This window comes from Methylobacterium sp. Leaf466 (genome assembly GCF_001425565.1).
Taxonomy (GTDB): domain Bacteria; phylum Pseudomonadota; class Alphaproteobacteria; order Rhizobiales; family Beijerinckiaceae; genus Methylobacterium.
Window position 1 is genome coordinate 224,171 of the sequence record NZ_LMRC01000031.1, and the last position, 23,062, is coordinate 247,232.

A 23,062-nucleotide genomic window follows, 5' to 3' on the forward strand; every position below is an offset into this window, starting at 1 on the left:
ACGCCCGCGCTCAGTGCTCGGTGCCCGGACGGTTCGGACGCGGGGCCTCGCCATGGGCTTGCGTGAAGGCCGACCGCTTGGGATCGTTCTTGGATTGCGCGACACGGGCCCGCTGCCACAGGGCGACCGCGATGACGATGGCCAATGTCGCGATGGCCAGGACTGGAATGAGGACGTCGCTGTTCATGATGGGCTTCCTGTAAAGACTGTCTCTACGGGCAAGCCGGAACGAGGAATCAATGTTCCTCCGGCCGAGCTTGTGACGCCGTGGTTGGGCCGAGATCGTGCGGCGGCCCACTGGCGCAGGCACGAGCCGCCCTACGGTGCGAGGCGATGCGCATCTTGCTTATTCGACGGGGCGGGTTCATTGGCGACGACGGGCCACTCCTCCCCAACGAGGAGCTTTCATCTGCAAGGATGACGCATCATGAACCGACCCGATCAGCGTCCCCGCGTGCCGAACTTCTCCTCCGGCCCCTGCACCAAGCGTCCCGGATGGACGGTGCAGGCCCTGGAGAACGCCGCCCTCGGGCGCTCGCACCGCTCCGCCGTGGGCAAGGCCAAGCTCAAGCAGGCGATCGACCTCACCCGCACGGTGCTGCGCGTGCCGGCCGACTACCGGATCGGTATCGTTCCGGCCTCCGACACCGGCGCCGTCGAGATGGCGATGTGGTCGATGCTGGGCCCCCGGACCGTCGAGGTCGCGGCCTGGGAAGCCTTCGGTTCCGAGTGGGTCACCGATGCGCTGCACGAGCTGAAGATTTCGCCCATCGTCCACCAGACGCCCTACGGCACCGTTCCCGACCTGTCGAAGATCGACACCCGGCACAACGACGTCATCTTCACGTGGAACGGCACCGCCGCCGGCGCGCGCGTGCCCAACGGCGACTGGATCGCGGCCGACCGCGAGGGCGTCACCATCTGCGACGCGACTTCGGCCGCCTTCGCGATGCCGCTCGATTGGGACAAGCTCGATGTCGTGACCTTCTCCTGGCAGAAGGTGATGGGCGGGGAGGCCGCGCACGGCATGATCGTGCTCTCGCCCCGAGCGGTCGCCCGCATCGAATCCAACACCCCGGCCTGGCCGATCCCGAAGGTGTTCCGGATGGCCAAGGACGGCAAGCTGATCGAGGGCATCTTCAAGGGCGACACCATCAACACGCCCTCGATGCTGGCGGTCGAGGACTACCTCGACACCCTGGCGTGGGCGGAGAGCATCGGCGGGCTCGACGCGCTCCACGCACGGGCCGACGCCAACGCCAAGGTCATCCACGACTGGGTGGCGCGTACCCCCTGGATCGGCCATCTCGCGGTCGATCCGGCGACCTACACCAACACCGGCGTGTGCCTGGTGATCGCCGATCCCGACGTCCTCGCCCACGGCAACGCCGCCGTCGCGGCGGTGGCCAAGGGCATCGCCGACACCCTCGACGCCGAAGGCGTCGCCTACGACATCGGGGCGTATCGCGACGCGCCCGCAGGCCTGCGGATCTGGTGCGGCGCCACCGTGGAGGCATCCGACCTCGAGGCCCTGACGCCGTGGCTCGACTGGGCCTTCGCCGTGGAGAAGGCCAAGCTCGCCAAGGCGGCCTGAAAGGCGGCCTGACGGCCGGAACGACGGCCGCCGCATCGTCCGGGATGCGGCGGCGCGCGCGAGGCGGTCGTCCGGGCGGCTATTCCGCGGCCTTCACGTAGGTCTCCGGCGGTGGGCAGGAGCACATCAGGTTGCGGTCGCCGTAGGCGTTGTCGACGCGGTTGATCGGCGGCCAGTACTTGTCGATGCCGCGCGATCCCGCCGGGAAGCAGGCGGCCTCGCGCGAATACGGGCGTTCCCAGGCGCCGAGGAGATCCTGCACCGTGTGGGGCGCGTTCTTGAGCGGGTTGTTCTGGCGGTCCATCCGGCCCGTCTCGATGGCGCCGATCTCCTCGCGGATCGCCAGCATGGCGTCGCAGAAGCGGTCGATCTCGCCCTTGGTCTCCGATTCGGTCGGCTCGATCATCAGCGTGCCCGCCACCGGCCAGCTCATGGTCGGCGGATGGAAACCGCAATCGATCAGGCGCTTGGCGATATCGTCGACGCTGACGCCGGCGCTCTTCTGGACGGGCCGCACATCGATGATGCATTCGTGCGCGACGCGGCCGTTCTGCCCCGCATAGAGCACTTGGAACGCGCCCTCGAGCCGGCGGGCGATGTAGTTGGCGTTGAGGATCGCGACGCGGGTCGCCTGCGTGAGGCCGCGCCCACCCATCATCAGGCAGTAGCTCCACGAGATCGGCAGGATCGAGGCCGAGCCGTAGGGCGCCGCCGAGACGGCGCCCTCTTCCCCGCCGCGCGGATCGCCCGGCAGGAACGGAATCAGGTGCGCCTTGACGCCGATCGGCCCCATGCCCGGTCCGCCGCCGCCGTGGGGGATGCAGAAGGTCTTGTGCAGGTTGAGGTGGCTGACGTCGGCGCCGATGTCCCCGGGGCGGGCGAGACCGACGAGCGCGTTGAGGTTGGCCCCGTCGAGGTAGACCTGCCCGCCCCGCTCGTGGACGATGTCGCAGATCTCGCGCACCCGCGTCTCGAACACGCCGTGAGTCGAGGGATAGGTGATCATGCAGGCCGAGAGGCGGTCCCGGTACTGGTCGGCTTTCGCCAGGAAGTCGTCGATGTCGACGTTGCCCTGCGGGTCCGCCCCCACCACCACCACGCTCATGCCGCACATCTGCGCCGAGGCCGGGTTGGTGCCGTGGGCCGAGGACGGGATCAGGCAGACGTCCCGGTGCCCCTCCCCCCGCGACAGGTGCCAGGCCCGGATGGCGAGCAGGCCCGCGTATTCCCCCTGCGCGCCGGAGTTCGGCTGCATCGAGATCGCGTCGTAGCCGGTGATGGCGCAGAGCTTCTCCGACAGGTCGTCGATCATCTCGTGGTAGCCGGCCGCCTGATCCGTCGGCACGAAGGGGTGGATCTCCGAGAACTCGGGCCAGGAGATCGGCAGCATCTCGGCGGTGGCGTTGAGCTTCATCGTGCAGGAGCCGAGCGGGATCATCGCGCGATCCAGCGCCAGGTCGCGGTCGGCGAGGCGGCGCATGTAGCGCGTCATCTCGCTCTCGGCCCGGTTCATGTGGAAGATCGGATGGGTGAGGTAGGGGGAGGTCCGTACCAGGTCCGCGGGCAGGCGCGGGGTCGGCCAAGCCTCGTCGTAGACGAGATGCTCGCCGCCGAAGGCGCGCCACACCGCCTGGACGATGTCCGGCCGGGTGCGCTCGTCCACGGTGATCCCGATGCGGTCGCTGCCGACCTTGCGCAGGTTGACGCCGTTGGCGACCGCCTGCCGGAGGATGAGCCCCTGGAACGCCCCGACCTCCACGGTGATGGTGTCGAAGAAATGCGTCGGCGCGACAGTGAAGCCCAAGCTGGCGAGGCCGTGTGCGAGCCTGACGGCGTCGCGATGGACCCTGTCGGCGATGGCGCGCAGCCCGCGCGGACCGTGGAAGACGGCGTACATCGAGGCAACGACGGCCAGGAGCACCTGCGCCGTGCAGATGTTCGAGGTCGCCTTCTCGCGCCGGATGTGCTGCTCGCGGGTCTGCAGGGCCAGCCGATAGGTGCGGTTGCCGCGGGCATCCACCGAGACGCCGACGAGCCGTCCCGGCAGGGTCCGCTTGTGCGCGTCCCGCGTGGCCATGTAGGCGGCGTGCGGGCCACCGTATCCCATCGGCACGCCGTAGCGTTGCATCGAGCCGACGGCGATGTCGGCACCCATCTCGCCGGGCGGCTTCAGCAGCGTCAGCGCCAGGGGATCGGCGGCCATCACCGCCACGGCCCCGGCCGCGTGCAACCGGGCGATGGCATCGGAGACATCGTGGATCGCCCCGCCGACGCCCGGATACTGGAAGACGGCGCCGAACACCGCCCCGGGGTCGAGGTCGGTGGCCGGATCGCCCACGACGATGCGCCAGCCGAGCGGTGTCGCCCGCGTGCGCAGCACCGCAATGGTCTGCGGCAGGCAATCGCGGTCCACGAAGAAGGCGTCGGCCTCGCTCGAAGCGATGCGTCTGGCCATCCCCATCGCCTCAGCCGCCGCGGTGGCCTCGTCCAGGAGCGAGGCGTTGGCGACGTCGAGGCCGGTGAGGTCGCAGACCAGGGTCTGGAAATTGATCAGGGCCTCGAGCCGGCCCTGGCTGATCTCGGGCTGATAGGGCGAATAGGCGGTGTACCAGGCCGGGTTCTCGAAGATGTTGCGCTGGATCACCGGCGGCATCGTCGTGCCGTGGTAGCCCTGGCCGATCAGCGAGACGAGGAGGCGGTTCTTGGTCGCGATCTCGCGCATGCGCTCGATCGCCCGCCGCTCGGTGAGCGAACGCCCGAAATCGATCCGTTCCGCCTGGCGGATGCCGGCGGGCAGGGTCTCGTCGATGAGGGCGTGCAGGCTCGGCGCACCGACCACCGCCAGCATCTCGCCGATCTCGGCCGTCGTGGGACCGATGTGACGGCGATTGGCGAAATCGTAGGGATCGTAGCGGTCATCGCTCATGGGGATGCCTCGTGATCGGGAAGGAATGACGGCAAGTGGATCGCACGCCCCGCCCCCCACCCAAGTCGGACCTTCGGACCTCGGGCGACGGACGTGCGGATCTCGCAGACGCGCGGGATTCGTGGGGGAGGAGGGCGCCGCCTACTTCGGGAAAGCCGCGTAGGCGGCCTCGTCCATCAGCGCCTCGAGGGCGGCGGGGTCGTCGAGGCGCATGCGGTAGAGCCAGCCGGCACCCTGGGGGGCGCCGCCCACGACCGTCGGGTCTTCCACCGCCGCGGCGTTGACCTCGGTCACGGTACCGTCGAGGGGCGCGTAGACGTCGGAGGCCGCCTTGACCGATTCCACCACCGCCGCGGCCTGGCCCTTCGTCAGCCTGGCCCCGACCTTCGGCAGCTCAATGAAAACGAGGTCGCCGAGCTGCTCGGCCGCGTGGGCCGTGATACCTACGGTGGCGATGTCGCCCTCGCCCCGCAGCCACTCGTGCTCGTCGGTGAATCTCAGCATCGTTCGCTCCTCGGCTTGGAAAGGAAGGGTCAGCGGCGCTTGAAGCCCGCGGCGACGAAGGGGAGCGTCGCGACGGCGACGGGAACGCGCTGGCCGCGCACCTCGGCGAACAAGCGGGTCCCGACGTCCGCATGGGCCGCCGGGCAATAGCCCATGGCCACGGGGCCTCCGACGCTGGGGCCGAAGCCGCCCGAGGTGACGGCGCCGATCGCGTCATCGTCGTCGGCGTCGGCAAAGAGCGGCGCCCCTGCCCTCACCGGCAACCGCCCCTCCGGCCGCAGCCCGACGCGGCGGCGGTCGGGACCCGATGCGAGGGCCGACAGGACCCGCTCCGCTCCCGGAAATCCGCCCGCGTGTGTCCCCCCGGCGCGGCGCGCCGGCTGGATTGCCCAGGCGAGGCCGGCTTCCACCGGATCGGTGTCGGGCCCGATATCGGCGCCGTAGAGGCAGAGACCCGCCTCCAGCCGCAGCGAATCGCGGGCTCCGAGACCGACCGGCAGGACGCCGTCCTGCGCCAGGAACGCCCGGGCGACCGGCTCCGCCGCATCCGCGGGCAGCGAGATCTCGAACCCGTCCTCGCCGGTGTAGCCGGAGCGCGTCACGATCGCTTCGGCGCCGAGGACGACGACCCGCCGCACGTCCATGAAACGCATGTCGGCGACCTCCGGGGCGAAGGCCGCGAGGGCGACGACCGCCGCCGGGCCCTGCAACGCGATCAGGGCCCGGTCGAGGCGCGCGACGTGGCAGACCTACGACAGGCAGGATCGCAGGTGGGCCTCGTCGGCGGCCTTGCAGGCGGCGTTGACGACGAGGATCAGGCAATCCCCGAGATGGGCGACCATCAGGTCGTCGCGGATGCCGCCGGCCTCGTTCGTGAAGAGGCCGTAACGCTGGCGACCGGGCGCGAGACCGAGCAGGTCGACCGGCAGCAGGGCCTCGAGGGCGCGCAGGGCATCGGCGATGTCGCCCGAGCGCGGCGTCACCGCGATCTGTCCCATGTGCGAGACGTCGAACAATCCCGCCGACGCCCGCGTGTGGAGATGCTCCGCGAGGACGCCGGCCGGATACTGCAACGGCATCGCGTAGCCCGCAAAGGGGACCAGGCGCGCGCCGAGGCGACCGTGGAGGGCATGGAGCGGCGTCCGAAGGACGGAATCGCCGGGACTGGAGGCCGCAAACGGCTGCATCGGAAAACCCCGCACACGAAAGGCTCCGGACTGCTCGGACGAGCGTTCCGGTTGCCCCCATCTGTCGCGGTTACCTGAGAGCTTCTCCCGGACGCCGAAACGACGCCGGGATTTCTCCTTCGGTGGACGCCCTCAGGCGCCTCTCTCCAGATTGTCCAACGATTGCGGTGATTGTGCCTGAGAGTTTCCGGGGGTGGTTGCTCCGTCGGCGCCATGACGAACGCAACGTTCGCCTGGGCTCTCCCGCATCGTCGTATCGGACGCGGTCAAGGTGTCACGTCGTCAAGTTTCATGCAACCCCGGCGTCTGCGCGACATCGACCCGAGCAGGGTCGACGAGACGCCTTGCCAGACCGGCGGTCACGCTCCGGGCGGGCCGGACGGTATCCCCGGCGCGTGGCGACCCAAGCAAACTGGGAGACGGGAACACGGTCCGGCCGATGGTCGAAACCGGATCGGCAAATGGCGTGTCCGACTGCCACAATCGGGCATGACGCGATGGAGCGGGCGATCGGGATCGAACCGACGACATTCAGCTTGGGAAGCTGACGTTCTACCACTGAACTACGCCCGCGCTTGAGGAACGGCGTAGCCTGCCGCCATGGAAGCCGTCAAGGCCGGGATCGGTCCCGACCCTTCTTCGCCATCTGGGGCTTGGATCCGGGAAGCCCCCGCTTCACGGACTGCGGATTTCGGATAGACACCTGCTTCGTCGGCACAGGGCCGGCGGTGGAGGACCGAGGACGTGTCGGCTTGGGCTTGGATCCGGCTCGCCCTGGTGGCGGCGCTTCTCGGCTCGGGCGGCGCCGGGGCCGCGCCGTTGCGATTGCTGCCGCCCGACCCCGTCTACGCCCGTGCCGCAGGCTGCCCGGCCGTCAGGGTCGACCTGCCGGCCGCCACCCATGCGCTGCCCGGCGGCGTGAAACTGTCGCCGCGTCCCACCGATATCCCGGTGGGCCAGGGCGACAGCGCGATCTGCTATGCCTATGCCACCGCCGACATGATTTCGCAGCGCGTGGGGGTGGCGGTCTCGCCCCTCGACGTCGCCACCAAGTTCTATTTCGCCGATCCGGCCCGCCTCGCCGCGATTCCCGACCCGGCGCTACAGGCGCACCTGCGTGCCCATCCCGGCTACCTCGCCGACATCGCCTGGGCCCGGAACGCGGCGGAAGTCTCGAGGGACCGCAACCCGCGGGCCGAACCGTATTTCGACAAGCTCGAGGGCGGCGAGGAGGATGCCTCCGCGCTCCTCTACAACATCGACGGCCTGTGCGAGGAGCGGGACCTGCCGAGCCACGAGGGCTACGCGCATTTTACCGCGCGGTTCGCGGCGCTGCGTTTCAGCAGCGAGGTGCGCGCACCCCGGCAGTGCCTGCGTGCGGTCGGCGCCACCGTGGCGCAGTTGCGCAGCCGGCGTGCGGATGCCTTCAACGCCGGCTGGCTCGCGCTCGTCAAGCAACGTTGCCGCCGTCGCCCCCTGCCGGTGCCCTTGCTGCCGGTCTCCTACCGGGTCGCCTCGAACCAACTCGACTTCATGGAGCGGGTGGAAGCCGGCCGCGCCCCGCATCCGCGCCAGGTCACCCGCATGCTGGCGATGGTGGATTACGCCCTCGACCGCGGCCGCGCCCCGACCATCGGCTACAGCTGGTACGAACTCCAGGAGCGCGACCCCAAGGACCCGGATCTCGCCGCCGACCATTCGAGCACCGTCATCGCCCGCAGGCGCGAGGGCGGCCAGTGCCGCTACCTCGTGCAGGACAACACCGGCGAGTATTGCTCGCGGATGCGCGCAGGCGTCCGTGAACGCTGCGAGGACGGTCGCGTCTGGCTTCTCGAGAGCGAGTTGCGCCGTACCCTCTACAGCGTGATCTACCTGCGCTGAAGGCCGGTTCAGGCCGGCTGGTCGAACAGGAAGCCGTCGACGGCCGGGATCGTCACCGAGGGGCCGTCGCCCGTGGCATGGGACGCCTTCGAGACGCGCCAGGGCCGCTCGGTGCGGGCGCGGATCGCCTCCGACGGACGCAGCCGGCGAAAGGTGCCCGCGTCCGTCACCTCCTCGACCACGAGGAATCCGTAGACCTGGAGGCGCGAGGCGATCAGCTTGGTCTCGCGGTCGCCGGCCGCCACGGCCAGAGTGCCGGTGGCATAGACCGCATCCATCAAGGCGCGCTGGTCGCCGCGCCGGGCGGCCAGGGCCGAGGGCGCCGGCGTGGCGCCAGGAGGGGGTGACCCCAGCCGGCGAAACGGCACCACATTGTCGTCCCGCTGCAACGCAACGCTACCCATACGCCTCGACCCTCGTGACCCGTCCGGTGGCGCCCCGCCCTGCGTGCGGCGCGCCGTCCGGCTTTCGGTCAAGGTCTACGAGTCCGCTTAACGCTGGCTTAGCCGTGTCGCCCCCGGCCGGGAGCCGATCGTCCCGAAACGATCCCGCTGGCCTTCAGGTCAAGGCGACGGCGAAGCTCGCTTCCGTCTTGGCACGGACCTCGTCCTCGCTCACGCCCTCGGCGAGTTCGACCAGGGTCATGCCGCCGTCGCCCTTCTTGTCGATGGTGAAGACGCCCAGATCGGTGATCACCATGTCGACGACGGCGGTGCCGGTGAGCGGCAGGTCGCAGGCCTTGAGGAGCTTGGGCGATTCGGACCCGTCCTTGCCCTTGGCGGTGTGCTCCATCACCACCACCACCTTCTTGACGCCGGCCACGAGGTCCATGGCGCCGCCCATGCCCTTCACCATCTTGCCGGGGATCATCCAATTGGCGAGGTCGCCGTTCTGCGCCACCTGCATCGCGCCCAGGATCGACAGGTTAATGTGGCCGCCGCGGACCATCCCAAACGAATCGGACGACGAGAAGTAGCTCGTGGTCGGCAGCGCCGTGATGGTCTGCTTGCCGGCGTTGATGAGGTCGGGGTCCTCCTCGCCCTCGAAGGGGAACGGCCCCATGCCGAGCATGCCGTTCTCCGACTGCAGCTGCACCGACATGCCGTCGGGAATGTAGTTCGAGACGAGGGTCGGGATGCCGATGCCGAGGTTCACGTAGTAGCCGTCCTGCAGCTCCTTCGCGGCGCGCTCGGCCATCTGTTCGCGGGTCCAGGCCATGGTTTGGAAGCTCCCTCAGACGACGCCGGCGGCGGCGGCCGGATTGGCCGGCTCGCCACGCTTGCGGGTGGTGCGCTGCTCGATGCGCTTTTCACGGATCGCCACGTGGACGATGCGCTTGACGAAGATGCCGGGGGTGACGATCGCGTCCGGGTCGAGCTCGCCCGGCTCGACGAGGTGTTCCACCTGCGCCACGGTCATCGTCGCGGCGGTGGCCATCATCGGGTTGAAGTTGCGCGCCGTCCTCCGGTAGACGAGGTTACCCTCGGTATCGCCCTTCCAGGCGTGGACGATGGCGAGGTCGGCGAACAGGCCGCGTTCCATCACGTAGTCCTCGCCGTCGAAGGTGCGGACGTCCTTGCCCTCCGCGATCAGGGTGCCGACCCCGGTCTTGGTGAAGAAGGCCGGGATACCGGCGCCACCGGCGCGGATGCGCTCGGCCAGCGTGCCCTGCGGATTGAATTCGATCGCGAGCTCACCGCCGAGGTACTGCCGGGCGAACTCCTTGTTCTCGCCGACGTAGGACGAGATCATCTTCGCGACCTGGCGGGTCTGCAGGAGCTTGCCGAGACCGACGTTGTCGATGCCGGCGTTGTTCGAGATCACGGTGAGATCCTTGACGCCCGAGGCCTGGATGGCGTCGATCAGCTCGTCCGGGATGCCGCACAGGCCGAACCCGCCGGCCATGATCGTCATGCCGTCCTTGAGGACACCGGCCAGCGCCGCCGTCGCATCCGGATAAACCTTCTTCATCGATGCCGTCCCTCTCCACCCGTTCTGCCGTCACGTCCCGCATGGGCGAGGGGGACGACCGTCCCCGATGCATGCGGAGGGCAAGGAGGCCCCTACACCGTGCGTTGCCGGCCGTCGATGCAACGCCGTCGTTCAGCCGCCTGTGTTTGAGCCAGGCGACCGGCGAGGACAAGCCTCGCCTTGGGGACAACAGGGGGAGCCCCTATCCTGGTACGTCGCCACCGTTGGCCTCGCGGTAAAAATTTAGCCTCGTTCCGTCAAAGTTGCCGTACATGAAAGCCTTACAGCCGGCTTGGCTTTATTGATCTGGCATGATCCCGTGATAAACTGTGACGGGTGCGGGCAGAATACGATTCCATTCGATCGGCGCGATCGTGCGAGCGAATGACACTCGATTACATGCCGCTATAGCAGCGCTCTCCGGCCAAACCTCTGTAAGCGTTCTTGACGTGGATATTGCGGTGCAATATATTTCTGCCGTGATGCAGCATGATTCGCTGTGTCGGATCGACAGGAGAACACCCATGAACGCCCCCACCTTCGAAATCCCGGCCGAGATGCGCGATTTCGCGGAAAAGAGCGTCGACCAGGCGCGCAACGCCGTGGGCACGCTGATCGGCACCGCCGTGAAGGCCAGCGAGCAGACGCAGACGCTCCAGAGTTCGATGCAGGGCGTCGTCGCGAAGGGTCTCGACCACGTTCAGACGAACGCCAATGCGACCTTCGATTTCGCCCAGAAGCTGGTCCGCACCCGTGACCTGCGCGAGGCCTTCACGCTCCAGGCCGAGTTCCTGAAGAGCCAGATGGCGGCACTGCAAGCCCAGGCAAAGGACCTTGGAGCGCTGGCCCAGACCGCCGTTAAACCGGCCGTCTGATACGGTTTCCGCTTAAATCAAGCGGGAACCGCACAACCGAGCCCGCGCGGCGCCTGAGCGAAGCCCATTTCCGCATCACGAAGTGATCAACCGGAAAATGGTATGAAGCGACGAAGGGCAGCGACCGGCCAACGGTGAGGTCGCCGCCGGTGACGTGAGGGACGGAGACGCGGCATCGTCTTCTTTGCCGGGTATCATCGGGACGGATCGCGCGAGACGATCCGTCCATCCCGTGACCGGCGCAAAGCCGGGTCGGGTCGCGGGTAGGGAGAATCGACCATGGTGAAGCGGATGCCCGTGCGGCCCTCGAAGCGCGGACCGCTTCCGCCCAAGTTGTCCACCGACACGATGCCCGTTCCCGTCGTCACGCTTCCGGGCGCGGCCACGGATACGGAGCCGGGCCCCATTCCCGACCTCGCCGAGGTCGTGCCCGAGACGCCGCCGACCGATTTCGTCATGGCGTTGCGGTCCGATCCGACACCGGAGAGTGACGGGGCATCGCGGGCTCCGGTCGACCTCGACACCACCCCTGCCGACGCACCGGCAAAGCCAGGGTCGTCCGCCGCCGATCCGGAATCGCTCGTTCCGCCGTTTCCCCTTCCCGCGGTCGGCCTCGCCCTGGTGGCACTCGAGCCGCCGGAAGAGCCACCCGAATCTCCTTTCGTGGTTCCAACCGAGGCGGTGACACGCCCGCACGCCGTCCCGAGCGATCTCGTCTCGGCCGGCGCGACCCTGCAGGCGTTCCTGTTGAACGAAGGACTGGCAGCCGTCGCGCATTGGCAGTCCCTGGCGGCGGCGCGATCCCCCGCCGAAGCGGTCCGCCTCCACGTCACCGAGGTCCAGCGCGCCGCCGAGGCGTCCATCACCTGCATGGGCCGGATCGCGAACCACCTCGGGCGGGTCGTCACGACGCCCTCCCCCGACGCCGAGGCGGCATCGCCCGTCCGGCCGCGGAAGGCGAACGCTTAACCCCCTCGCGCCGGCCGGGCGACGGGGCTAGACATCCGCGAACGACGCGGGACCGCGTGCAGACCGTCAAGGCGGCGCATGCACGGTCCCCGATCGATTCCGGAGAGTCCGATGCCGCCTCGTACCGCCTTGCTCGCCTCGCTGCTCGTCGTCGGCCTCGGCGCGGGCCCCGCCGCCGCGCAGATCATGAAGACACCGGAGGTGTCGCCCGAGAAGGTTGCGCCGCAGGGCAAGGGGCAGGTGCAGCTGTCCTTCGCTCCGGTCGTGAAGCGGGCCGCACCGGCGGTGGTCAACGTCTACGCTTCCCATGTCGAGAAGCGCGGCACCAGTCGCAGCGCGATGGACGAGTTCATGCGCCGGTTCTTCGGCGAGGAGGGGTCCGGTCGGCGCGGGGCCCCGGGCGAGAGGGCGCAACGTTCCCTCGGCTCGGGCGTGATCGTCGACGAGAGCGGGCTCATCATCACCAACAACCACGTCATCGACAACATGAACGAGGTTCGCATCGCGCTCGCCGACCGGCGCGAGTTCGAGGCCACCGTGGTGCTGCGCGATCCGCGCACCGATCTCGCCGTCATCAAGATCAAGGCGCCGTCCGGCGGCCTCGTGCCGATGCCCTTCGGCGATTCCGATACGCTCGAGGTCGGCGACTTCGTGATGGCGATCGGCAACCCCTTCGGCGTCGGCCAGACGGTGACGCAGGGCATCGTCTCGGCGCTGGCGCGCAACCAGGTCGGCTCGTCCGACTACCAGTTCTTCATCCAGACCGATGCGGCGATCAACCCGGGCAATTCCGGAGGGGCGCTGGTCGACCTGCAGGGGCGCCTGGTGGGCATCAACACCGCGATCTACTCGCAGTCGGGCGGCAGCCACGGCATCGGTTTCGCCATCCCCGCCAGCATGGTCCACGCGGTGGTGGAGACCGCCAAGGCGGGCGCCTCCACCGTGCGCCGGCCCTGGCTCGGGGCGCGGGTGCAGAGCGTCACCCCCGACATCGCCGAGAGCATGGAGCTCGACCATCCCACCGGCGTGCTGGTGGCGAGCCTGCAGCCCAAGAGCCCGGCCGAGGAAGCCGGCCTGAAGCGCGGCGACCTCATCCTGACGGTGGACGGCAAGGCGGTCGACGACCCCGAGGCCTTCGGCTACCGCTTCGCCCTCAAGGGCCTGAGCGGCCACACCAAGTTCGGCATCCAGCGCGGCACCACCCGCTCCACCATCGCGATCAAGCTCGGCGCCGCGCCGGAGACGCGCCCGCGCGACCTCCTCAAGGTCAAGACCCGCTCGCCGTTCATGGGGGCCACCCTCGTGAACACCTCGCCGGCGATCGCCGAGGAACTGCAGGTGGATTTCTCGAGCGAGGGCGTCGCGGTGGCCAGCGTCGACGAGGGCTCCTTCGCCAACCGGGCCGGCTTGCAGAAGGGCGACGTCATCGTCGCGATCAACGGCACGCCGGTCTCGACCACCAAGGACCTGGAGCGCATGACCCGCACCGCCTTCAACGCCTGGGAGGTCTCGATCAACCGCGGCGGCACGGTGCTGACGTCGGTGTTCGGGGGGTGAGCGTCAGCCCCTTCCGGCCTCGACCACGATGTTGAGGTCGGCGACGTATTCGCTTCCCTCCGGCCTCATGGCGCAGAAGCCGAGACGCCGGGGATCTTCGGAGCGGGCGAAGACGTCGGTGGCGTTGAGGGTGTCGCGCGCCAGCCGCCGCCCACCATAGGCGGCGGTGCGGTAGATCGTTTCGTTGACCGCGTCGGGAAAGTACATCTGGCCGGTGACCAGGGTGCGCGGACCGACGAACACCTTGAAATGGACATGGGTCGCACGGCCCGGATACCACCCGGGATGGATGGTCTCGAAGGTGACCGCGCCGGCCTCGTCGCTGAACTGCGTGCCACGCAGGAACGTCTGTCCCACCGTCGAGAGGCGCCGCCCGTCGCCCTGGCCCTCGTAGCCCGAATACACCCCCTGCGCATCCGCATGCCAGACGTCGACCCGCGCCCCCGAAAGCGGCGTGCAGCCTCCGACCGCGATGACCCGCAGGTCCAGTCGCAGCGGCACACCCGGGCGGCCCTCGGCCAGGACCGGCCGTACCAGACGCGGATCGAGATAGAACGGGCCCTCGATCGATCGCGGCGTGAGGAGGCAGGAACCCGGTGCGAGTCGCGCCGGTGCAGGCGCCGCCCGCGCCGGCCGGATCAGCGAGGGCACCGAAGTCAAGCCGATCAGCGCCGCGCGTCGGGAAAGGTCGAATGCGTTCGTCATCGACATAAGGACACCCTCGCCATCGATCGGGAGGCACATCCTACAGCCATGCGCGATCGGGCGTGACGCGACAGATCCAGCAAGCCCCCCCCAGCGCGACGCTTTCCCGAAAGCTCAAGGGGACGTCGCCGTTTTCACGGTTGCGGTCCTGCGCCGCCCGCGTCTTCATGCGCGCCATGTCCGATCTCTTCGCCGCCGCCGGCCTTCAGTCCACCGCCCCCCGCCCGCTCGCGGATCGCCTTCGCCCGGCCAGCCTCGCCGAGGTGGTGGGCCAGGAGCATCTGACCGGACCGGACGGGGCCCTGACCCGGCTGCTGGCCGGCAAGGCGTTCGGCTCGCTGGTGTTGTGGGGGCCGCCGGGCACCGGCAAGACCACGGTGGCGCGGCTGCTCGCGCACGAGACCGACATGGCCTTCGAGCAGATCTCGGCGATCTTCTCGGGCATCGCCGACCTCAAGAAGGTGTTCGAGGCCGCCCGCCGGCGTCGGACCACCGGCCAGGGGACGTTGCTGTTCGTCGACGAGATCCACCGTTTCAACCGCGCCCAGCTCGACGCCTTCCTGCCGGTGATGGAGGACGGCACCGTGACGCTGGTCGGTGCGACCACCGAGAACCCCTCGTTCGAGCTCAACGCGGCGCTTCTGTCGCGGGCCCGCGTGCTGCTGTTCCGTGCCCTCGACGAGGCGGCCATCGACAAGCTGCTGGTGCGGGCCGAAGCGATGACCGGCCGGCCCCTGCCGCTGGACGAGCAGGCCCGCGGCGTCCTCGTGCGCCTGGCCGACGGCGACGGGCGCGCCTCGCTGAGCCTGGCCGAGGAGCTCTGGCGTTCGGCCAAGGAGGGCGAGATCTTCGACGCCGAGGCGCTGCAGGCGATCGTCCAGCGCCGGGCGCCGATCTACGACAAGTCCCAGGAGGGGCACTACAACCTGATCAGCGCCCTGCATAAGACCGTGCGCGGCTCGGACCCGGACGCGGCGCTCTACTACCTGTGCCGGATGCTCGACGGGGGCGAGGACCGGCTGTTCATCGCCAGGCGCCTCGTGCGGATGGCGGTGGAGGACATCGGGCTGGCCGACCCGCAGGCCCTGGTGGTGGCGACTGCCGCCAAGGACGCCTTCGACTTCCTCGGCTCGCCGGAGGGCGAACTCGCCCTGGCGCAGGTGACCGTCTATCTCGCCTGCGCACCGAAATCGAACGCGGTCTATTCCGCCTACAAGGCGGCCACCAGGATCGCCAAGGAGCACGGCTCGCTTCCGCCGCCGCGCACCATCCTCAACGGCTCGACGAAGCTGATGCGCAAGATCGGCTACGGCGAGGGCTACCGTTACGACCACGACGAGCCGGACGCGTTCTCGGGACAGGACTACTGGCCGGAGGCGCTGGGGCGACAGCGGTTCTACGATCCGACAGACCGGGGCGTGGAGAGCCGTTACCGCGATCGCCTCGCCCATTGGGAGCGCCTGCGGACCGAGCGCCGCGACGAGGCCGAGCGCTGATGGACGTGCTGTGGAAAGGCGTCGTGGGCGGCCTCGTCACCATGGCGATCGTGCTGGCGTCGAGACGCGGCAACGTGCTTCCCGGCATCCTGCCGCTGGCCCCGACCTTCGCCATCATCGCGCTGCTGGCGGTGGGCGCCAAGGGCGACGCCGAGGGTTTCCGGCAGGCATGCCTGGCCGGCGCCAAGACGATCCCCGCCTATCTGGTCTTCCTCGGCGTCGCCTACGCGCTCGGAGGATTGCTCGACCATCGTCTCGCCATCCTCGGAGGGCTCGCCGCCTGGCTGGTGGTGGCGTTCGCGATCTTCCTCGCCCCACGCTGGTTCTGAACGGTGCCCGATCGCTCCGACGGAGATGGCTGATGCCGGTCCTGCTTTTCGTCCTCGTGATCGGCGGTATCGCCGTCTTCCTGTCGCTGCGCACGCAGCGCACGGCGCAGGACCCGCGTGCATCGAGCGAGGACGGCGGGCCGCTGCCGCAACGGGGCAAGCCCACTCTGCTGAGCGTCGCCGCAACGCCCCTGGAGGGCGTGCGCGACGTGAGGCTCGCCGCCGTGATCCTCATGATCCAACTCGTCCGCACCGGCGATTCCGTCTCCGCCGCCGAAACGGCGCGGATTCTCGCGCTGATGCGGGCACCCCTGGAGATCGAGGCCGTCGCCGACACCTACGAGCGGGCGTTCGGCTACACCGACCCCCACCGCCCGTTCTCGCTCGTCGCCGATCCGCTGCTGCCCCTGTTCCAAGAGGCGCTGACCGAGGCCGAGCGGCTGCAGTTCGTCGAGATGCTCGCATCCGTGGCCGAGGCCGAGGCACCGGCCAACGACTTGCAACGGGAGGCCCTGGTTCGCCTGAAGCGCCGCCTCCTCGCCTCGCTCGCCCTGATCGGGGCGAACCGAGCCGGCGACGCCTGAAGGCGGTGGACCGGACGCGACCGAGCCTGTAGGCCGGCCGGCCCCCTTCACCGGAGACCCTCATGGCGGCTTGCGGCCTCGATTTCGGCACGTCCAACACGACCCTGGGCCTCGTCGCCGGGCCGCATCCGGCCCTGGTGCCGCTGGAGGGCGACCATCTCACGATTCCGAGCGCGATCTTCTTCGAGCCCGGACGCGATGCCCTCGTCGGCCGGGCCGCCATGGCGGCTTACGTCGAGGGGACGCCCGGTCGCCTGATGCGCAGCCTCAAGTCCGTGCTCGGCTCCTCTCTCCTGGAGGAGACCACGCCGGTGGGGCGCGAGCGCATCCGCTTCCGCGACGTGATCGGGCGCTATCTCGCCGCCGTGAAGGCGCGGGCCGAGGCCGCCACCGGCCGGTCCCTCGACACCGTCGTCCACGGCCGCCCGGTGCACTTCGTCGACGGCGACCCGGAGGGCGACGCCCGCGCCGAGGACGCCCTGCGGGAGATCGCCAGAAGCATCGGCTTCGCGCACGTCTCGTTCCAGTTCGAGCCGATCGCCGCCGCCCTCGACTACGAACGCCAGGTCGCCCGCGAAGAGGTCGCGCTGATCGCCGACATCGGCGGGGGCACCTCGGACTTCTCCATCGTGCGGCTCTCGCCGGAGCGGCACGCCAAGGCGGACCGCGGCGGCGACATCCTGGCCAACGACGGCGTGCGCATCGGCGGCACCGATTTCGACCGCCGGCTCAGTCTCGGCACGGTGATGCCGCTGTTCGGCCTCGGCACACCGATGAAGCGCGGCGACCTCGACGTGCCGAGCTCGTACTTCCACGATCTCGCCACCTGGTCGAGCATCAACCGGCTCTACAATGCCAAGACCCTGCGCGAGGTCGAGGAGGTCCGGCGCGACGCGCAACGCCCCGAACTGCTGGACCGGCTCTACACCGTGATCGAGGCCGAGCGCGGCCACTCCCTGGCGATGGAGGTGGAGGGCGCCAAGATCGCCACCTCGGAAGCGGGTGCGGGCGGGGTCGACCTCGACTGGGTGGAGCGGGGCCTCTCGGCCGACCTCGACCGGGCCGGCCTCGTCACCCACACGGACGAACTCAGCCGCCGCATCGCCGAGCGGATCGACCGCTGCCTGTCGCAGGCCGGGCTGAGAGCGGACGCCATCGACGCCCTGTTCCTGACGGGCGGCTCCACCGGCCTGCCCCACGTCCGCGCCGCCCTGGTGGCCGGGGTGCCCAACGCCCGCGTGGTCGACGGCGACACCTTCGGCTCGGTGGGGACCGGGCTGACGATCGAGGCGGCACGGCGGGCCGCCTGAGCGGGCGGGGGGTCACGAACCCGTAGTGGGCGTCCGGCCCCGGCTCGTGGCATCGTGCGTCGGCAGCGTCACCTGCGCCCGCAGGCCGGCCCCGTCGCGGTCCAGGAGCCTGATGGTGCCGCCGTGCGCGCGGATGGCGGAACGCGCGATGGCGAGGCCCAGCCCGGTCCCTCCGGTCTCGGCGCTGCGCGAGTCCTCCAGCCGCGCGAAGGGCGCGAACATCTCCTCGATCCGGTCCGGCGGGATGCCGGGGCCGTCGTCGTCGATGGCGATCAGGATCGCCCCGTCCGAGCGGTCCAGGCCGATCCGGGCGCAGCCGCCGTAGCGCACCGCGTTCTCGACGAGGTTGTCGAGGGCGCGGCGCAGGGCGATCGACCGCCCGTGGAAGGGAATCGTATCGGGCCCGGAGACGGTGACGTCGCGTCCGAGCACCGTGTGCTCGTCGACGAGGGATCGGATCAGGACGGCGAGGTCGAGGGGACCGCTGTCCTGCGCCATCGCATCGTCGCGCGCGAAGGCCAGGGTCGCATCGACCATCCGCCCCATCCGCGCGATCGTCGTGACCATCGCCTCGCGCAAGGCCACGTCCTCGACCATCTCCGCCCGCAGCCACAGCGAGGCGATGGGGGTGCGCAGGTCGTGGCTGATGGCGGCCAGCATCCGGGTCCGGTCGGTGACGAAGGCCCGGGACCGGGCCTGCATCTCGTTGAACGCCGCCGTCATCGTGCGGAGTTCGTCCGGGCCGCGCTCTGGCAAGGGATCGACCGCGATGCCCCGCCCGGCCCGTTCGGCCGCCTGGGCGAGGGCCGTCACCGGCCCGACGACGCCGCGCATGGCGATTGCCACGACGGCGAGCACGGCCACGACGCTCACGGCGGTCTGGAGCAGGCCGATGCGGATCCAGGGCGGCGGATGCAGCGCCAGCGGCGCCTCGCCGTTCAGCCAGCGCCCGTCGTCGAGGCGGACGGAGACGCGCAGGGCCTGCGGCCTGGCCGACGCGCGATCCGCCGACGCGTCCGCATCGCGGTCCACCAGCAGCAGCCGGGCCTGGCTCGCACCGTCCCGCACCCGGCGGTCGAGGCGGCGGGCGAACCGGGCCTCGTCCGCATCCATCTCCTCCTCGGCGACGCGGCTGGCGGCGTCGATGGTGAAGCGGTGCCGGGAAGAGCCATAGGCCTCGATGACGCCCGGTACGGCGTCCGCCGGCACCGTATCGAGCAGGCGCACGAGCGTGGCGACGCGGTCGACGACCTGGGTCCGGGCCGCGGCACGGCCGACCAGGGACGATTCCCGCGCGAACAGGGCGAAGGCGACCGCCTGCGCGCCCACCACCGCGATCACCAAGAGAAGCGCCAGCCGCCCGCCGAGGGAGCGCGGCACCAGCGCCGTGGCCGCTCGCTTCACGACACGGTCCTCACGTCGGACGCCAGCACGTAGCCGCCGCCCCAGACCGTCTTGAGGAGTTCGGGATTGGCCGGGTCGCGTTCCAGCTTGCGCCGCAGGCGGCTGACCTGGTTGTCGATGCTGCGGTCGAACCCGTCGGCGGCGCGGCCACGGGTCAGGTCGAGGAGCTGGTCGCGCGAGAGCACGCTCCGGGGGTGGCGCGTCAGGGCGGCGAGCAACCGGAACTCCCCGGTGCTGAGGGCCACCGTAGCCCCGGCCTCGTCGACGAGCTGGCGCCGGTCCGTGTCCAACGTCCAGCGGTCGAAGGCGAGCCGGCGCCCGTGGGCCTCGTCGCGGGAGCGGGGGAGCGACCGGGCACGGCGGAGCAGGTTCTTCACGCGGGCCAGCAGCTCGCGCGGGTCGAACGGCTTCGTGACGTAGTCGTCCGCTCCGATCTCGAGGCCGACGATCCGGTCGGTCTGCTCGCCGAGGGCGGTCAGCAGAATCACCGGCGTGTCATGGACCTCGCGGATGTGGCGGCAGAGGGAGAGCCCGTCCTCGCCCGGCATCATCACGTCGAGGATGACGAGGTCGATGGCCGCCCCCGACAGCACGGCGCGCGCGGCGCCGGCGTCCGAGGCGACGCTGACGCGCAGGGCGTGCCGCTTCAGATAGGCCGCAAGCGGGTCGCGGATTTCGCGGTGGTCGTCGACCACCAGGACGTGTGCACTGTCCATGTCTCCGGTTTCCATCACGCGGTCCTAGACCACCGCGCGCATCCTTCGGCGGTGAAGTCGTCGCGATTCGTGTCGGCGCGCTCGGGTCTGCGACAGACCGCGACACAATCGCGGGTTCTCGACAAACCTCCGCGACGGCCCCGGGGCATGATCCCCCCATCGGCAAACACCGATCGGAAAAGGGAATGACGATGACAGTCTCGTTCGCATCTTCGACACTGAAACGGCTGCTGCCGGCGGCGGTGCTGGCGGCCGGCCTCGCGGCTCCGCTGGCCATGTCCGCCCCGGCCGAGGCCCGGGACGGCTGCGGCCCCGGCTTCCACCGCGGCGTCTACGGTTGGTGCCGCCCCAACCTCCGGCCGAGGGCCGTGTTTGTCCCCTACGCCTATCGCCTGGCGTTCTACGGCCCTCGCCGGTTCTATGGGGGCGGGCCGCGCTGGCGCCGCTGGGGTGTGGTCCATCGCCCCGTCGGCTGGCACCGCGGGTGGCATCGCCGCTGGTGACGTGACGCGATGACACCGGGGATCGCGGCAAAGGCCGCGATCCCGCCCGATCCTCCGGCAGGGAGCGTTCCTCCATGACAAGACGCTGTTCCATGGCCGACCTCGCCTCGACGGCGAGATTGACCGTCTGTCTGTCCCTCGCGGTGCTCGTGGCGGCCTCCCCCGCTTCGGCCGCGCCTCCCACGGCGACATCGCCCGCGCCGGGCACGCACCTCGGCGTCGATCTCGCGACGTTTCTCACACGGCACCGGACGCGCCTGATGAAGGCCGATGCCGATGGCGACGGTCGCATCTCGCAGGCCGAATGGTCCGCCTGGTGGGCGGCACACCCCGGCAAAGGTCCGTCCGATCCCGAACGGCGCTTCCGCCGCATCGACGCGAACGGGGACGGCGCGCTGACGGTCGAGGAGATCGATGCGGTCTTCGCGAAGCGTTTCGCGCGTCTCGACGTCGACCGCGACGGGCGGGTCACCCGCGCCGAACGGCCGTGCCGCGTCGAGTGATCGGGAGGGCAAGGCCTCGGCACTTGCAAGGCCTCGGCATCGGAATGACGGCGGCTCCCGGGGTCACGACGGACGTGCGCTCGGAAGATCTGTCTCACCCGGGTCGGCACCGGAAAACGCTGCCGACCCGGGGTCGTTCAGGCAGGCCTACTTCGCTCGCTGAGCCGGTGCGGGCTGGTTCGGCGGGGTCGCTCCGCCGGCCGGCTGGTTCGACAGCTGCTGACGGATATCGGCCAGCTTGGCCTGTGTGGCACTGAGGTCCTGCCGGGCCGTGGCGAGTTGCTCGTCGACGGTGGCCGCCTCCTTGTTGCGCGTCGCCAGGGTCTCGGTGAGCGTCGCCAGCTCGGCCTGAGCCTCGCCTTGGCGCTTCTTGAGGGCCTCCAGGGCCGCGGTTCCGGCGTCCCGGTCGGTGGACAGTTTCTGGAGCGTCTGCTCGAGCTGGTTGCGCTCGGACGTCACTCTGTCCCGCTCGGCCTGGGCCTGGGCGAGGTCCTTGCGGGTGGTGGTGAGCGTGTCGCGCGCCTGCTGCGCCTCCCGGTTGGCCTGCTCGATCTCCGCCGCCAGCTTCTCGCGCTGAACGGTCAGCGTGGCGACGGCCTGCTCCATGTCCGTGCGCTGCTTGGTGGCCTGCTCGGCGGCGGCGCGGGCCTCGGCGAGTTCCTTCTGTGCCGCGGCCGCACCTTCGCGGGCGTTCTGCTGGCGCTCCTCGGCCTTGGCGAGGTCGTTCGTCTTGTTGGACGCTTCCTGTGTCATCGCCGCCAGATCGGTGCGCAGCTTGACCTCCTGCACCCGCACCTCCTCCAACCTGCGACCGACGTCGGCGAGTTCCTGAGTCCGCTCGACGGCGGAGGCCTCGGCGGCGGTGGCGGCCTCGCGCAGAGGCGCGAGCTTCTGCTCGGCCTGCGCGACCTGCGCCTTCAGGTCGTCCAGGCGCTTCGTCTCGGCATCCGCCGTCTTCTTGGCCTCGGCCGCCTTGGCCTCGGCCGCCTGCTGCTCCTGGCTCAGGGTCGCGAGGCGGGACTTCGCCTGTTCGGCGGCCTGCGTCGCCTGGCGGTCCTGCTGCTCGGCGGTGCCGATCTTCGCCTGCAGCGACGCCAGGGTGCCGGCGGTGGCAATCTGCCGGTCGAGGTCGGATTGAAGGGCGGTCTGCTTGGTCTCGACCTCGCGGATGCGGTTGTCGCGGGCGCTGCGCTGCTTCCCGGCGGCGATGGAGGCGACCACGAGCCAGATCAGCAGCACCGTGGCCACCACGGCGAGACTGAACGGAACGGGTCTGCGAAGTTCGGAGCGATAATCGATGGCCATGGTGCTCTCGCGATGTCGGTCAGGGGGTCGATCGAACTTCGTCGGGTGCCGTCGGGGTCGCTGCGGCCGGGCGTCGGAGCGGCCGCAGCGACGGTCTAGCGCAATTTGACCCGGCTGGCGCCCGTCGGCGTCAGGCCGGGTGGCGCCCGTCGGCGGCGTAGCGGTCGATGGCCGAGGGAAGTTCGCGCGAGAGGCGCGACAGGAGGGCGGCGCGGCTCAGGCCGGTCTGCTGCGTCAGGTGATCGAGGGTCTCGGGACCGATCGCCCGCTCCAACTCGGCCTCCGCGATGCTGCGGCCGGGGCCCTGGTTGACCCAGGATTTCGCCGTCTCGGCGTGACCGCTCTTGGTGAAATGATCGACGAGTTCGCTCAGCCCGCTGGCGATCAGCCCACCGACGCCCGCCGTACCGACACCGCCGAGCAGGCCCGCCAATCCGGGAAGCCCGCCTCCCGTGGCGGTAGGCCCGGTGTTCGGAATCGGCTGGACGGGGATCCGTGCCGGCTCGGCGCCGCCATGGCCCTTCAGAAGTTCGGCGATCTTGTCGCGGTTCTGGTAGCCCGCCACGGCCAGAAGGCCGAGAAGCGCGGTCATCGAGGGATAGCCCTTGCTCATGGTCGATCCTGATTGGTGGTGTGGAAAGGCCGGACAGTCACCTGCCCGGTGTGGAGACGTCGACCGGCGGCGGGCTCGGGCCACGCCGCCGGAGCTGGACGAACGCGAAGCAGGCTCGCGTTGGCAGGCC

Annotated in this window: 23 protein-coding genes, 1 tRNA gene, 1 pseudogene and 2 riboswitches; of the genes and pseudogenes, 11 read left to right on the plus strand and 14 right to left on the minus strand. The window is 70.0% G+C overall.

Features of this window, described 5'->3' with window-relative positions; translation table 11 throughout:
* Positions 1–10 precede the first annotated feature (10 nt).
* Positions 11–187 carry a hypothetical protein gene (locus ASG59_RS20930; RefSeq protein WP_200944214.1) on the minus strand — a complete coding sequence of 59 codons (177 nt, stop codon included), beginning with the start codon at positions 185–187 and terminating at the stop codon, positions 11–13.
* Positions 188–427: 240 nt separating this feature from the next.
* On the opposite strand from ASG59_RS20930, the gene ASG59_RS12520 reads away from it, so the two are divergent.
* A complete protein-coding gene (locus tag ASG59_RS12520) occupies positions 428–1,594 on the plus strand; it encodes a phosphoserine transaminase (protein WP_055883065.1) in 1,167 nt (388 codons plus the stop codon).
* A gap of 79 nt (positions 1,595–1,673) precedes the next feature.
* On the opposite strand, the gene gcvP is transcribed toward ASG59_RS12520, so the two are convergent.
* The 4 genes and pseudogenes from gcvP to ASG59_RS12540 all read right to left on the minus strand — a co-directional run bounded on the left by gcvP (position 1,674) and on the right by ASG59_RS12540 (position 6,784).
* Positions 1,674–4,520 carry an aminomethyl-transferring glycine dehydrogenase gene (gene gcvP / locus ASG59_RS12525; protein ID WP_056409176.1) on the minus strand — a complete coding sequence of 949 codons (2,847 nt, stop codon included), beginning with the start codon at positions 4,518–4,520 and terminating at the stop codon, positions 1,674–1,676.
* A 141-nt stretch (positions 4,521–4,661) separates the two neighbouring features.
* Positions 4,662–5,024 carry a glycine cleavage system protein GcvH gene (gene gcvH, locus ASG59_RS12530; protein WP_056409178.1) on the minus strand — a complete coding sequence of 121 codons (363 nt, stop codon included), beginning with the start codon at positions 5,022–5,024 and terminating at the stop codon, positions 4,662–4,664.
* Between the two features lie 29 nt (positions 5,025–5,053).
* A pseudogene (gene gcvT / locus ASG59_RS12535) lies at positions 5,054–6,211 on the minus strand (glycine cleavage system aminomethyltransferase GcvT).
* Between the two features lie 57 nt (positions 6,212–6,268).
* Positions 6,269–6,365, minus strand: a riboswitch (glycine riboswitch).
* Between the two features lies 1 nt (position 6,366).
* A riboswitch (glycine riboswitch) is annotated at positions 6,367–6,467 on the minus strand.
* A 242-nt stretch (positions 6,468–6,709) separates the two neighbouring features.
* Positions 6,710–6,784: transfer RNA gene (locus ASG59_RS12540), tRNA-Gly, on the minus strand.
* Positions 6,785–6,955: 171 nt separating this feature from the next.
* Here ASG59_RS12540 and ASG59_RS12545 point away from each other — a divergent pair.
* Positions 6,956–8,092 carry a hypothetical protein gene (locus ASG59_RS12545; protein WP_056409180.1) on the plus strand — a complete coding sequence of 379 codons (1,137 nt, stop codon included), beginning with the start codon at positions 6,956–6,958 and terminating at the stop codon, positions 8,090–8,092.
* 8 nt (positions 8,093–8,100) lie between these two features.
* Here ASG59_RS12545 and ASG59_RS12550 read toward each other — a convergent pair whose 3' ends face one another.
* From ASG59_RS12550 to ASG59_RS12560, 3 genes are all read right to left on the minus strand, one after another.
* Complete coding sequence (locus ASG59_RS12550; RefSeq protein ID WP_055884797.1) at positions 8,101–8,496, minus strand: hypothetical protein; 396 nt, start codon at positions 8,494–8,496, stop codon at positions 8,101–8,103.
* A 154-nt stretch (positions 8,497–8,650) separates the two neighbouring features.
* Positions 8,651–9,310: a 3-oxoacid CoA-transferase subunit B gene (locus tag ASG59_RS12555; RefSeq protein WP_055884800.1), complete on the minus strand. Its 660-nt coding sequence runs from the start codon at positions 9,308–9,310 to the stop codon at positions 8,651–8,653.
* A gap of 15 nt (positions 9,311–9,325) precedes the next feature.
* Complete coding sequence (locus tag ASG59_RS12560) at positions 9,326–10,063, minus strand: CoA transferase subunit A (RefSeq protein WP_056409182.1); 738 nt, start codon at positions 10,061–10,063, stop codon at positions 9,326–9,328.
* Positions 10,064–10,587: 524 nt separating this feature from the next.
* Between ASG59_RS12560 and ASG59_RS12565 the strand changes: the two genes are divergently transcribed.
* The 3 genes from ASG59_RS12565 to ASG59_RS12575 all read left to right on the plus strand — a co-directional run bounded on the left by ASG59_RS12565 (position 10,588) and on the right by ASG59_RS12575 (position 13,464).
* On the plus strand, positions 10,588–10,938 hold the full coding sequence (locus ASG59_RS12565) for a phasin (protein WP_056283660.1): 351 nt from the start codon (positions 10,588–10,590) through the stop codon (positions 10,936–10,938).
* A 279-nt stretch (positions 10,939–11,217) separates the two neighbouring features.
* Positions 11,218–11,907 carry a hypothetical protein gene (locus ASG59_RS20935; protein WP_056409184.1) on the plus strand — a complete coding sequence of 230 codons (690 nt, stop codon included), beginning with the start codon at positions 11,218–11,220 and terminating at the stop codon, positions 11,905–11,907.
* A 111-nt stretch (positions 11,908–12,018) separates the two neighbouring features.
* Complete coding sequence (locus ASG59_RS12575) at positions 12,019–13,464, plus strand: DegQ family serine endoprotease (RefSeq protein WP_056409186.1); 1,446 nt, start codon at positions 12,019–12,021, stop codon at positions 13,462–13,464.
* A gap of 3 nt (positions 13,465–13,467) precedes the next feature.
* Here ASG59_RS12575 and ASG59_RS12580 read toward each other — a convergent pair whose 3' ends face one another.
* Both ASG59_RS12580 and ASG59_RS20595 read right to left on the minus strand, forming a co-directional pair.
* On the minus strand, positions 13,468–14,169 hold the full coding sequence (locus ASG59_RS12580; protein WP_082528760.1) for an intradiol ring-cleavage dioxygenase: 702 nt from the start codon (positions 14,167–14,169) through the stop codon (positions 13,468–13,470).
* Between the two features lie 40 nt (positions 14,170–14,209).
* The gene (locus ASG59_RS20595; protein ID WP_156399230.1) at positions 14,210–14,347 is read right to left on the minus strand and encodes a hypothetical protein; all 138 of its coding nucleotides are present in this window, start codon (positions 14,345–14,347) and stop codon (positions 14,210–14,212) included.
* Here ASG59_RS20595 and ASG59_RS12585 point away from each other — a divergent pair.
* The 4 genes from ASG59_RS12585 (at position 14,346) to ASG59_RS12600 (ending at position 17,888) form a co-directional block, all read left to right on the plus strand.
* Positions 14,346–15,665 carry a replication-associated recombination protein A gene (locus ASG59_RS12585; protein WP_056409375.1) on the plus strand — a complete coding sequence of 440 codons (1,320 nt, stop codon included), beginning with the start codon at positions 14,346–14,348 and terminating at the stop codon, positions 15,663–15,665. The genes ASG59_RS20595 and ASG59_RS12585 overlap by 2 nt on opposite strands.
* A complete protein-coding gene (locus tag ASG59_RS12590; protein ID WP_056409189.1) occupies positions 15,665–15,994 on the plus strand; it encodes a GlpM family protein in 330 nt (109 codons plus the stop codon). The genes ASG59_RS12585 and ASG59_RS12590 overlap by 1 nt, the downstream gene beginning before the upstream one ends.
* A gap of 32 nt (positions 15,995–16,026) precedes the next feature.
* Positions 16,027–16,578, plus strand: coding sequence for a hypothetical protein (locus tag ASG59_RS12595; protein ID WP_056409191.1), 552 nt, complete (start codon positions 16,027–16,029; stop codon positions 16,576–16,578).
* 62 nt (positions 16,579–16,640) lie between these two features.
* A complete protein-coding gene (locus tag ASG59_RS12600) occupies positions 16,641–17,888 on the plus strand; it encodes an Hsp70 family protein (RefSeq protein ID WP_056409193.1) in 1,248 nt (415 codons plus the stop codon).
* 12 nt (positions 17,889–17,900) lie between these two features.
* Here ASG59_RS12600 and ASG59_RS12605 read toward each other — a convergent pair whose 3' ends face one another.
* Together ASG59_RS12605 and ASG59_RS12610 are read right to left on the minus strand one after the other, a co-directional pair.
* Positions 17,901–19,292: an ATP-binding protein gene (locus ASG59_RS12605; protein WP_056409195.1), complete on the minus strand. Its 1,392-nt coding sequence runs from the start codon at positions 19,290–19,292 to the stop codon at positions 17,901–17,903.
* Positions 19,289–20,008 (minus strand): response regulator, encoded by a 720-nt coding sequence (locus ASG59_RS12610; RefSeq protein WP_056409378.1) that lies wholly within the window; start codon positions 20,006–20,008, stop codon positions 19,289–19,291. The genes ASG59_RS12605 and ASG59_RS12610 overlap by 4 nt, the downstream gene beginning before the upstream one ends.
* 191 nt (positions 20,009–20,199) lie before the next feature.
* On the opposite strand from ASG59_RS12610, the gene ASG59_RS12615 reads away from it, so the two are divergent.
* Both ASG59_RS12615 and ASG59_RS12620 read left to right on the plus strand, forming a co-directional pair.
* Positions 20,200–20,511: a hypothetical protein gene (locus tag ASG59_RS12615; protein ID WP_056409380.1), complete on the plus strand. Its 312-nt coding sequence runs from the start codon at positions 20,200–20,202 to the stop codon at positions 20,509–20,511.
* Between the two features lie 92 nt (positions 20,512–20,603).
* Positions 20,604–21,014, plus strand: coding sequence for an EF-hand domain-containing protein (locus ASG59_RS12620; protein WP_056409197.1), 411 nt, complete (start codon positions 20,604–20,606; stop codon positions 21,012–21,014).
* Positions 21,015–21,161: 147 nt separating this feature from the next.
* Here the strand turns inward: ASG59_RS12620 and ASG59_RS12625 are convergent, their stop codons facing one another.
* Both ASG59_RS12625 and ASG59_RS12630 read right to left on the minus strand, forming a co-directional pair.
* Positions 21,162–22,319 (minus strand): chromosome partitioning protein ParA, encoded by a 1,158-nt coding sequence (locus ASG59_RS12625; RefSeq protein ID WP_244475700.1) that lies wholly within the window; start codon positions 22,317–22,319, stop codon positions 21,162–21,164.
* Between the two features lie 130 nt (positions 22,320–22,449).
* The gene (locus ASG59_RS12630) at positions 22,450–22,932 is read right to left on the minus strand and encodes a YidB family protein (protein WP_056283642.1); all 483 of its coding nucleotides are present in this window, start codon (positions 22,930–22,932) and stop codon (positions 22,450–22,452) included.
* Between the last annotated feature and the right edge of the window lie 130 nt (positions 22,933–23,062).

Bases quoted from the DNA above. Each gene is read 5' to 3' on its own strand.
- ASG59_RS20930 (WP_200944214.1), bottom strand. From the start codon at position 187: ATGAACAGCGACGTCCTCATTCCAGTCCTGGCCATCGCGACATTGGCC.
- ASG59_RS12520 (WP_055883065.1), top strand. From the start codon at position 428: ATGAACCGACCCGATCAGCGTCCCCGCGTGCCGAACTTCTCCTCCGGC.
- gcvP (WP_056409176.1), bottom strand. From the start codon at position 4,520: ATGAGCGATGACCGCTACGATCCCTACGATTTCGCCAATCGCCGTCAC.
- gcvH (WP_056409178.1), bottom strand. From the start codon at position 5,024: ATGCTGAGATTCACCGACGAGCACGAGTGGCTGCGGGGCGAGGGCGAC.
- ASG59_RS12550 (WP_055884797.1), bottom strand. From the start codon at position 8,496: ATGGGTAGCGTTGCGTTGCAGCGGGACGACAATGTGGTGCCGTTTCGC.
- ASG59_RS12555 (WP_055884800.1), bottom strand. From the start codon at position 9,310: ATGGCCTGGACCCGCGAACAGATGGCCGAGCGCGCCGCGAAGGAGCTG.
- ASG59_RS12560 (WP_056409182.1), bottom strand. From the start codon at position 10,063: ATGAAGAAGGTTTATCCGGATGCGACGGCGGCGCTGGCCGGTGTCCTC.
- ASG59_RS12565 (WP_056283660.1), top strand. From the start codon at position 10,588: ATGAACGCCCCCACCTTCGAAATCCCGGCCGAGATGCGCGATTTCGCG.
- ASG59_RS20935 (WP_056409184.1), top strand. From the start codon at position 11,218: ATGGTGAAGCGGATGCCCGTGCGGCCCTCGAAGCGCGGACCGCTTCCG.
- ASG59_RS12575 (WP_056409186.1), top strand. From the start codon at position 12,019: ATGCCGCCTCGTACCGCCTTGCTCGCCTCGCTGCTCGTCGTCGGCCTC.
- ASG59_RS12580 (WP_082528760.1), bottom strand. From the start codon at position 14,169: ATGACGAACGCATTCGACCTTTCCCGACGCGCGGCGCTGATCGGCTTG.
- ASG59_RS12585 (WP_056409375.1), top strand. From the start codon at position 14,346: ATGTCCGATCTCTTCGCCGCCGCCGGCCTTCAGTCCACCGCCCCCCGC.
- ASG59_RS20595 (WP_156399230.1), bottom strand. From the start codon at position 14,347: ATGGCGCGCATGAAGACGCGGGCGGCGCAGGACCGCAACCGTGAAAAC.
- ASG59_RS12590 (WP_056409189.1), top strand. From the start codon at position 15,665: ATGGACGTGCTGTGGAAAGGCGTCGTGGGCGGCCTCGTCACCATGGCG.
- ASG59_RS12595 (WP_056409191.1), top strand. From the start codon at position 16,027: ATGCCGGTCCTGCTTTTCGTCCTCGTGATCGGCGGTATCGCCGTCTTC.
- ASG59_RS12600 (WP_056409193.1), top strand. From the start codon at position 16,641: ATGGCGGCTTGCGGCCTCGATTTCGGCACGTCCAACACGACCCTGGGC.
- ASG59_RS12610 (WP_056409378.1), bottom strand. From the start codon at position 20,008: ATGGACAGTGCACACGTCCTGGTGGTCGACGACCACCGCGAAATCCGC.
- ASG59_RS12615 (WP_056409380.1), top strand. From the start codon at position 20,200: ATGACAGTCTCGTTCGCATCTTCGACACTGAAACGGCTGCTGCCGGCG.
- ASG59_RS12620 (WP_056409197.1), top strand. From the start codon at position 20,604: ATGGCCGACCTCGCCTCGACGGCGAGATTGACCGTCTGTCTGTCCCTC.
- ASG59_RS12625 (WP_244475700.1), bottom strand. From the start codon at position 22,319: ATGGCCATCGATTATCGCTCCGAACTTCGCAGACCCGTTCCGTTCAGT.
- ASG59_RS12630 (WP_056283642.1), bottom strand. From the start codon at position 22,932: ATGAGCAAGGGCTATCCCTCGATGACCGCGCTTCTCGGCCTTCTGGCC.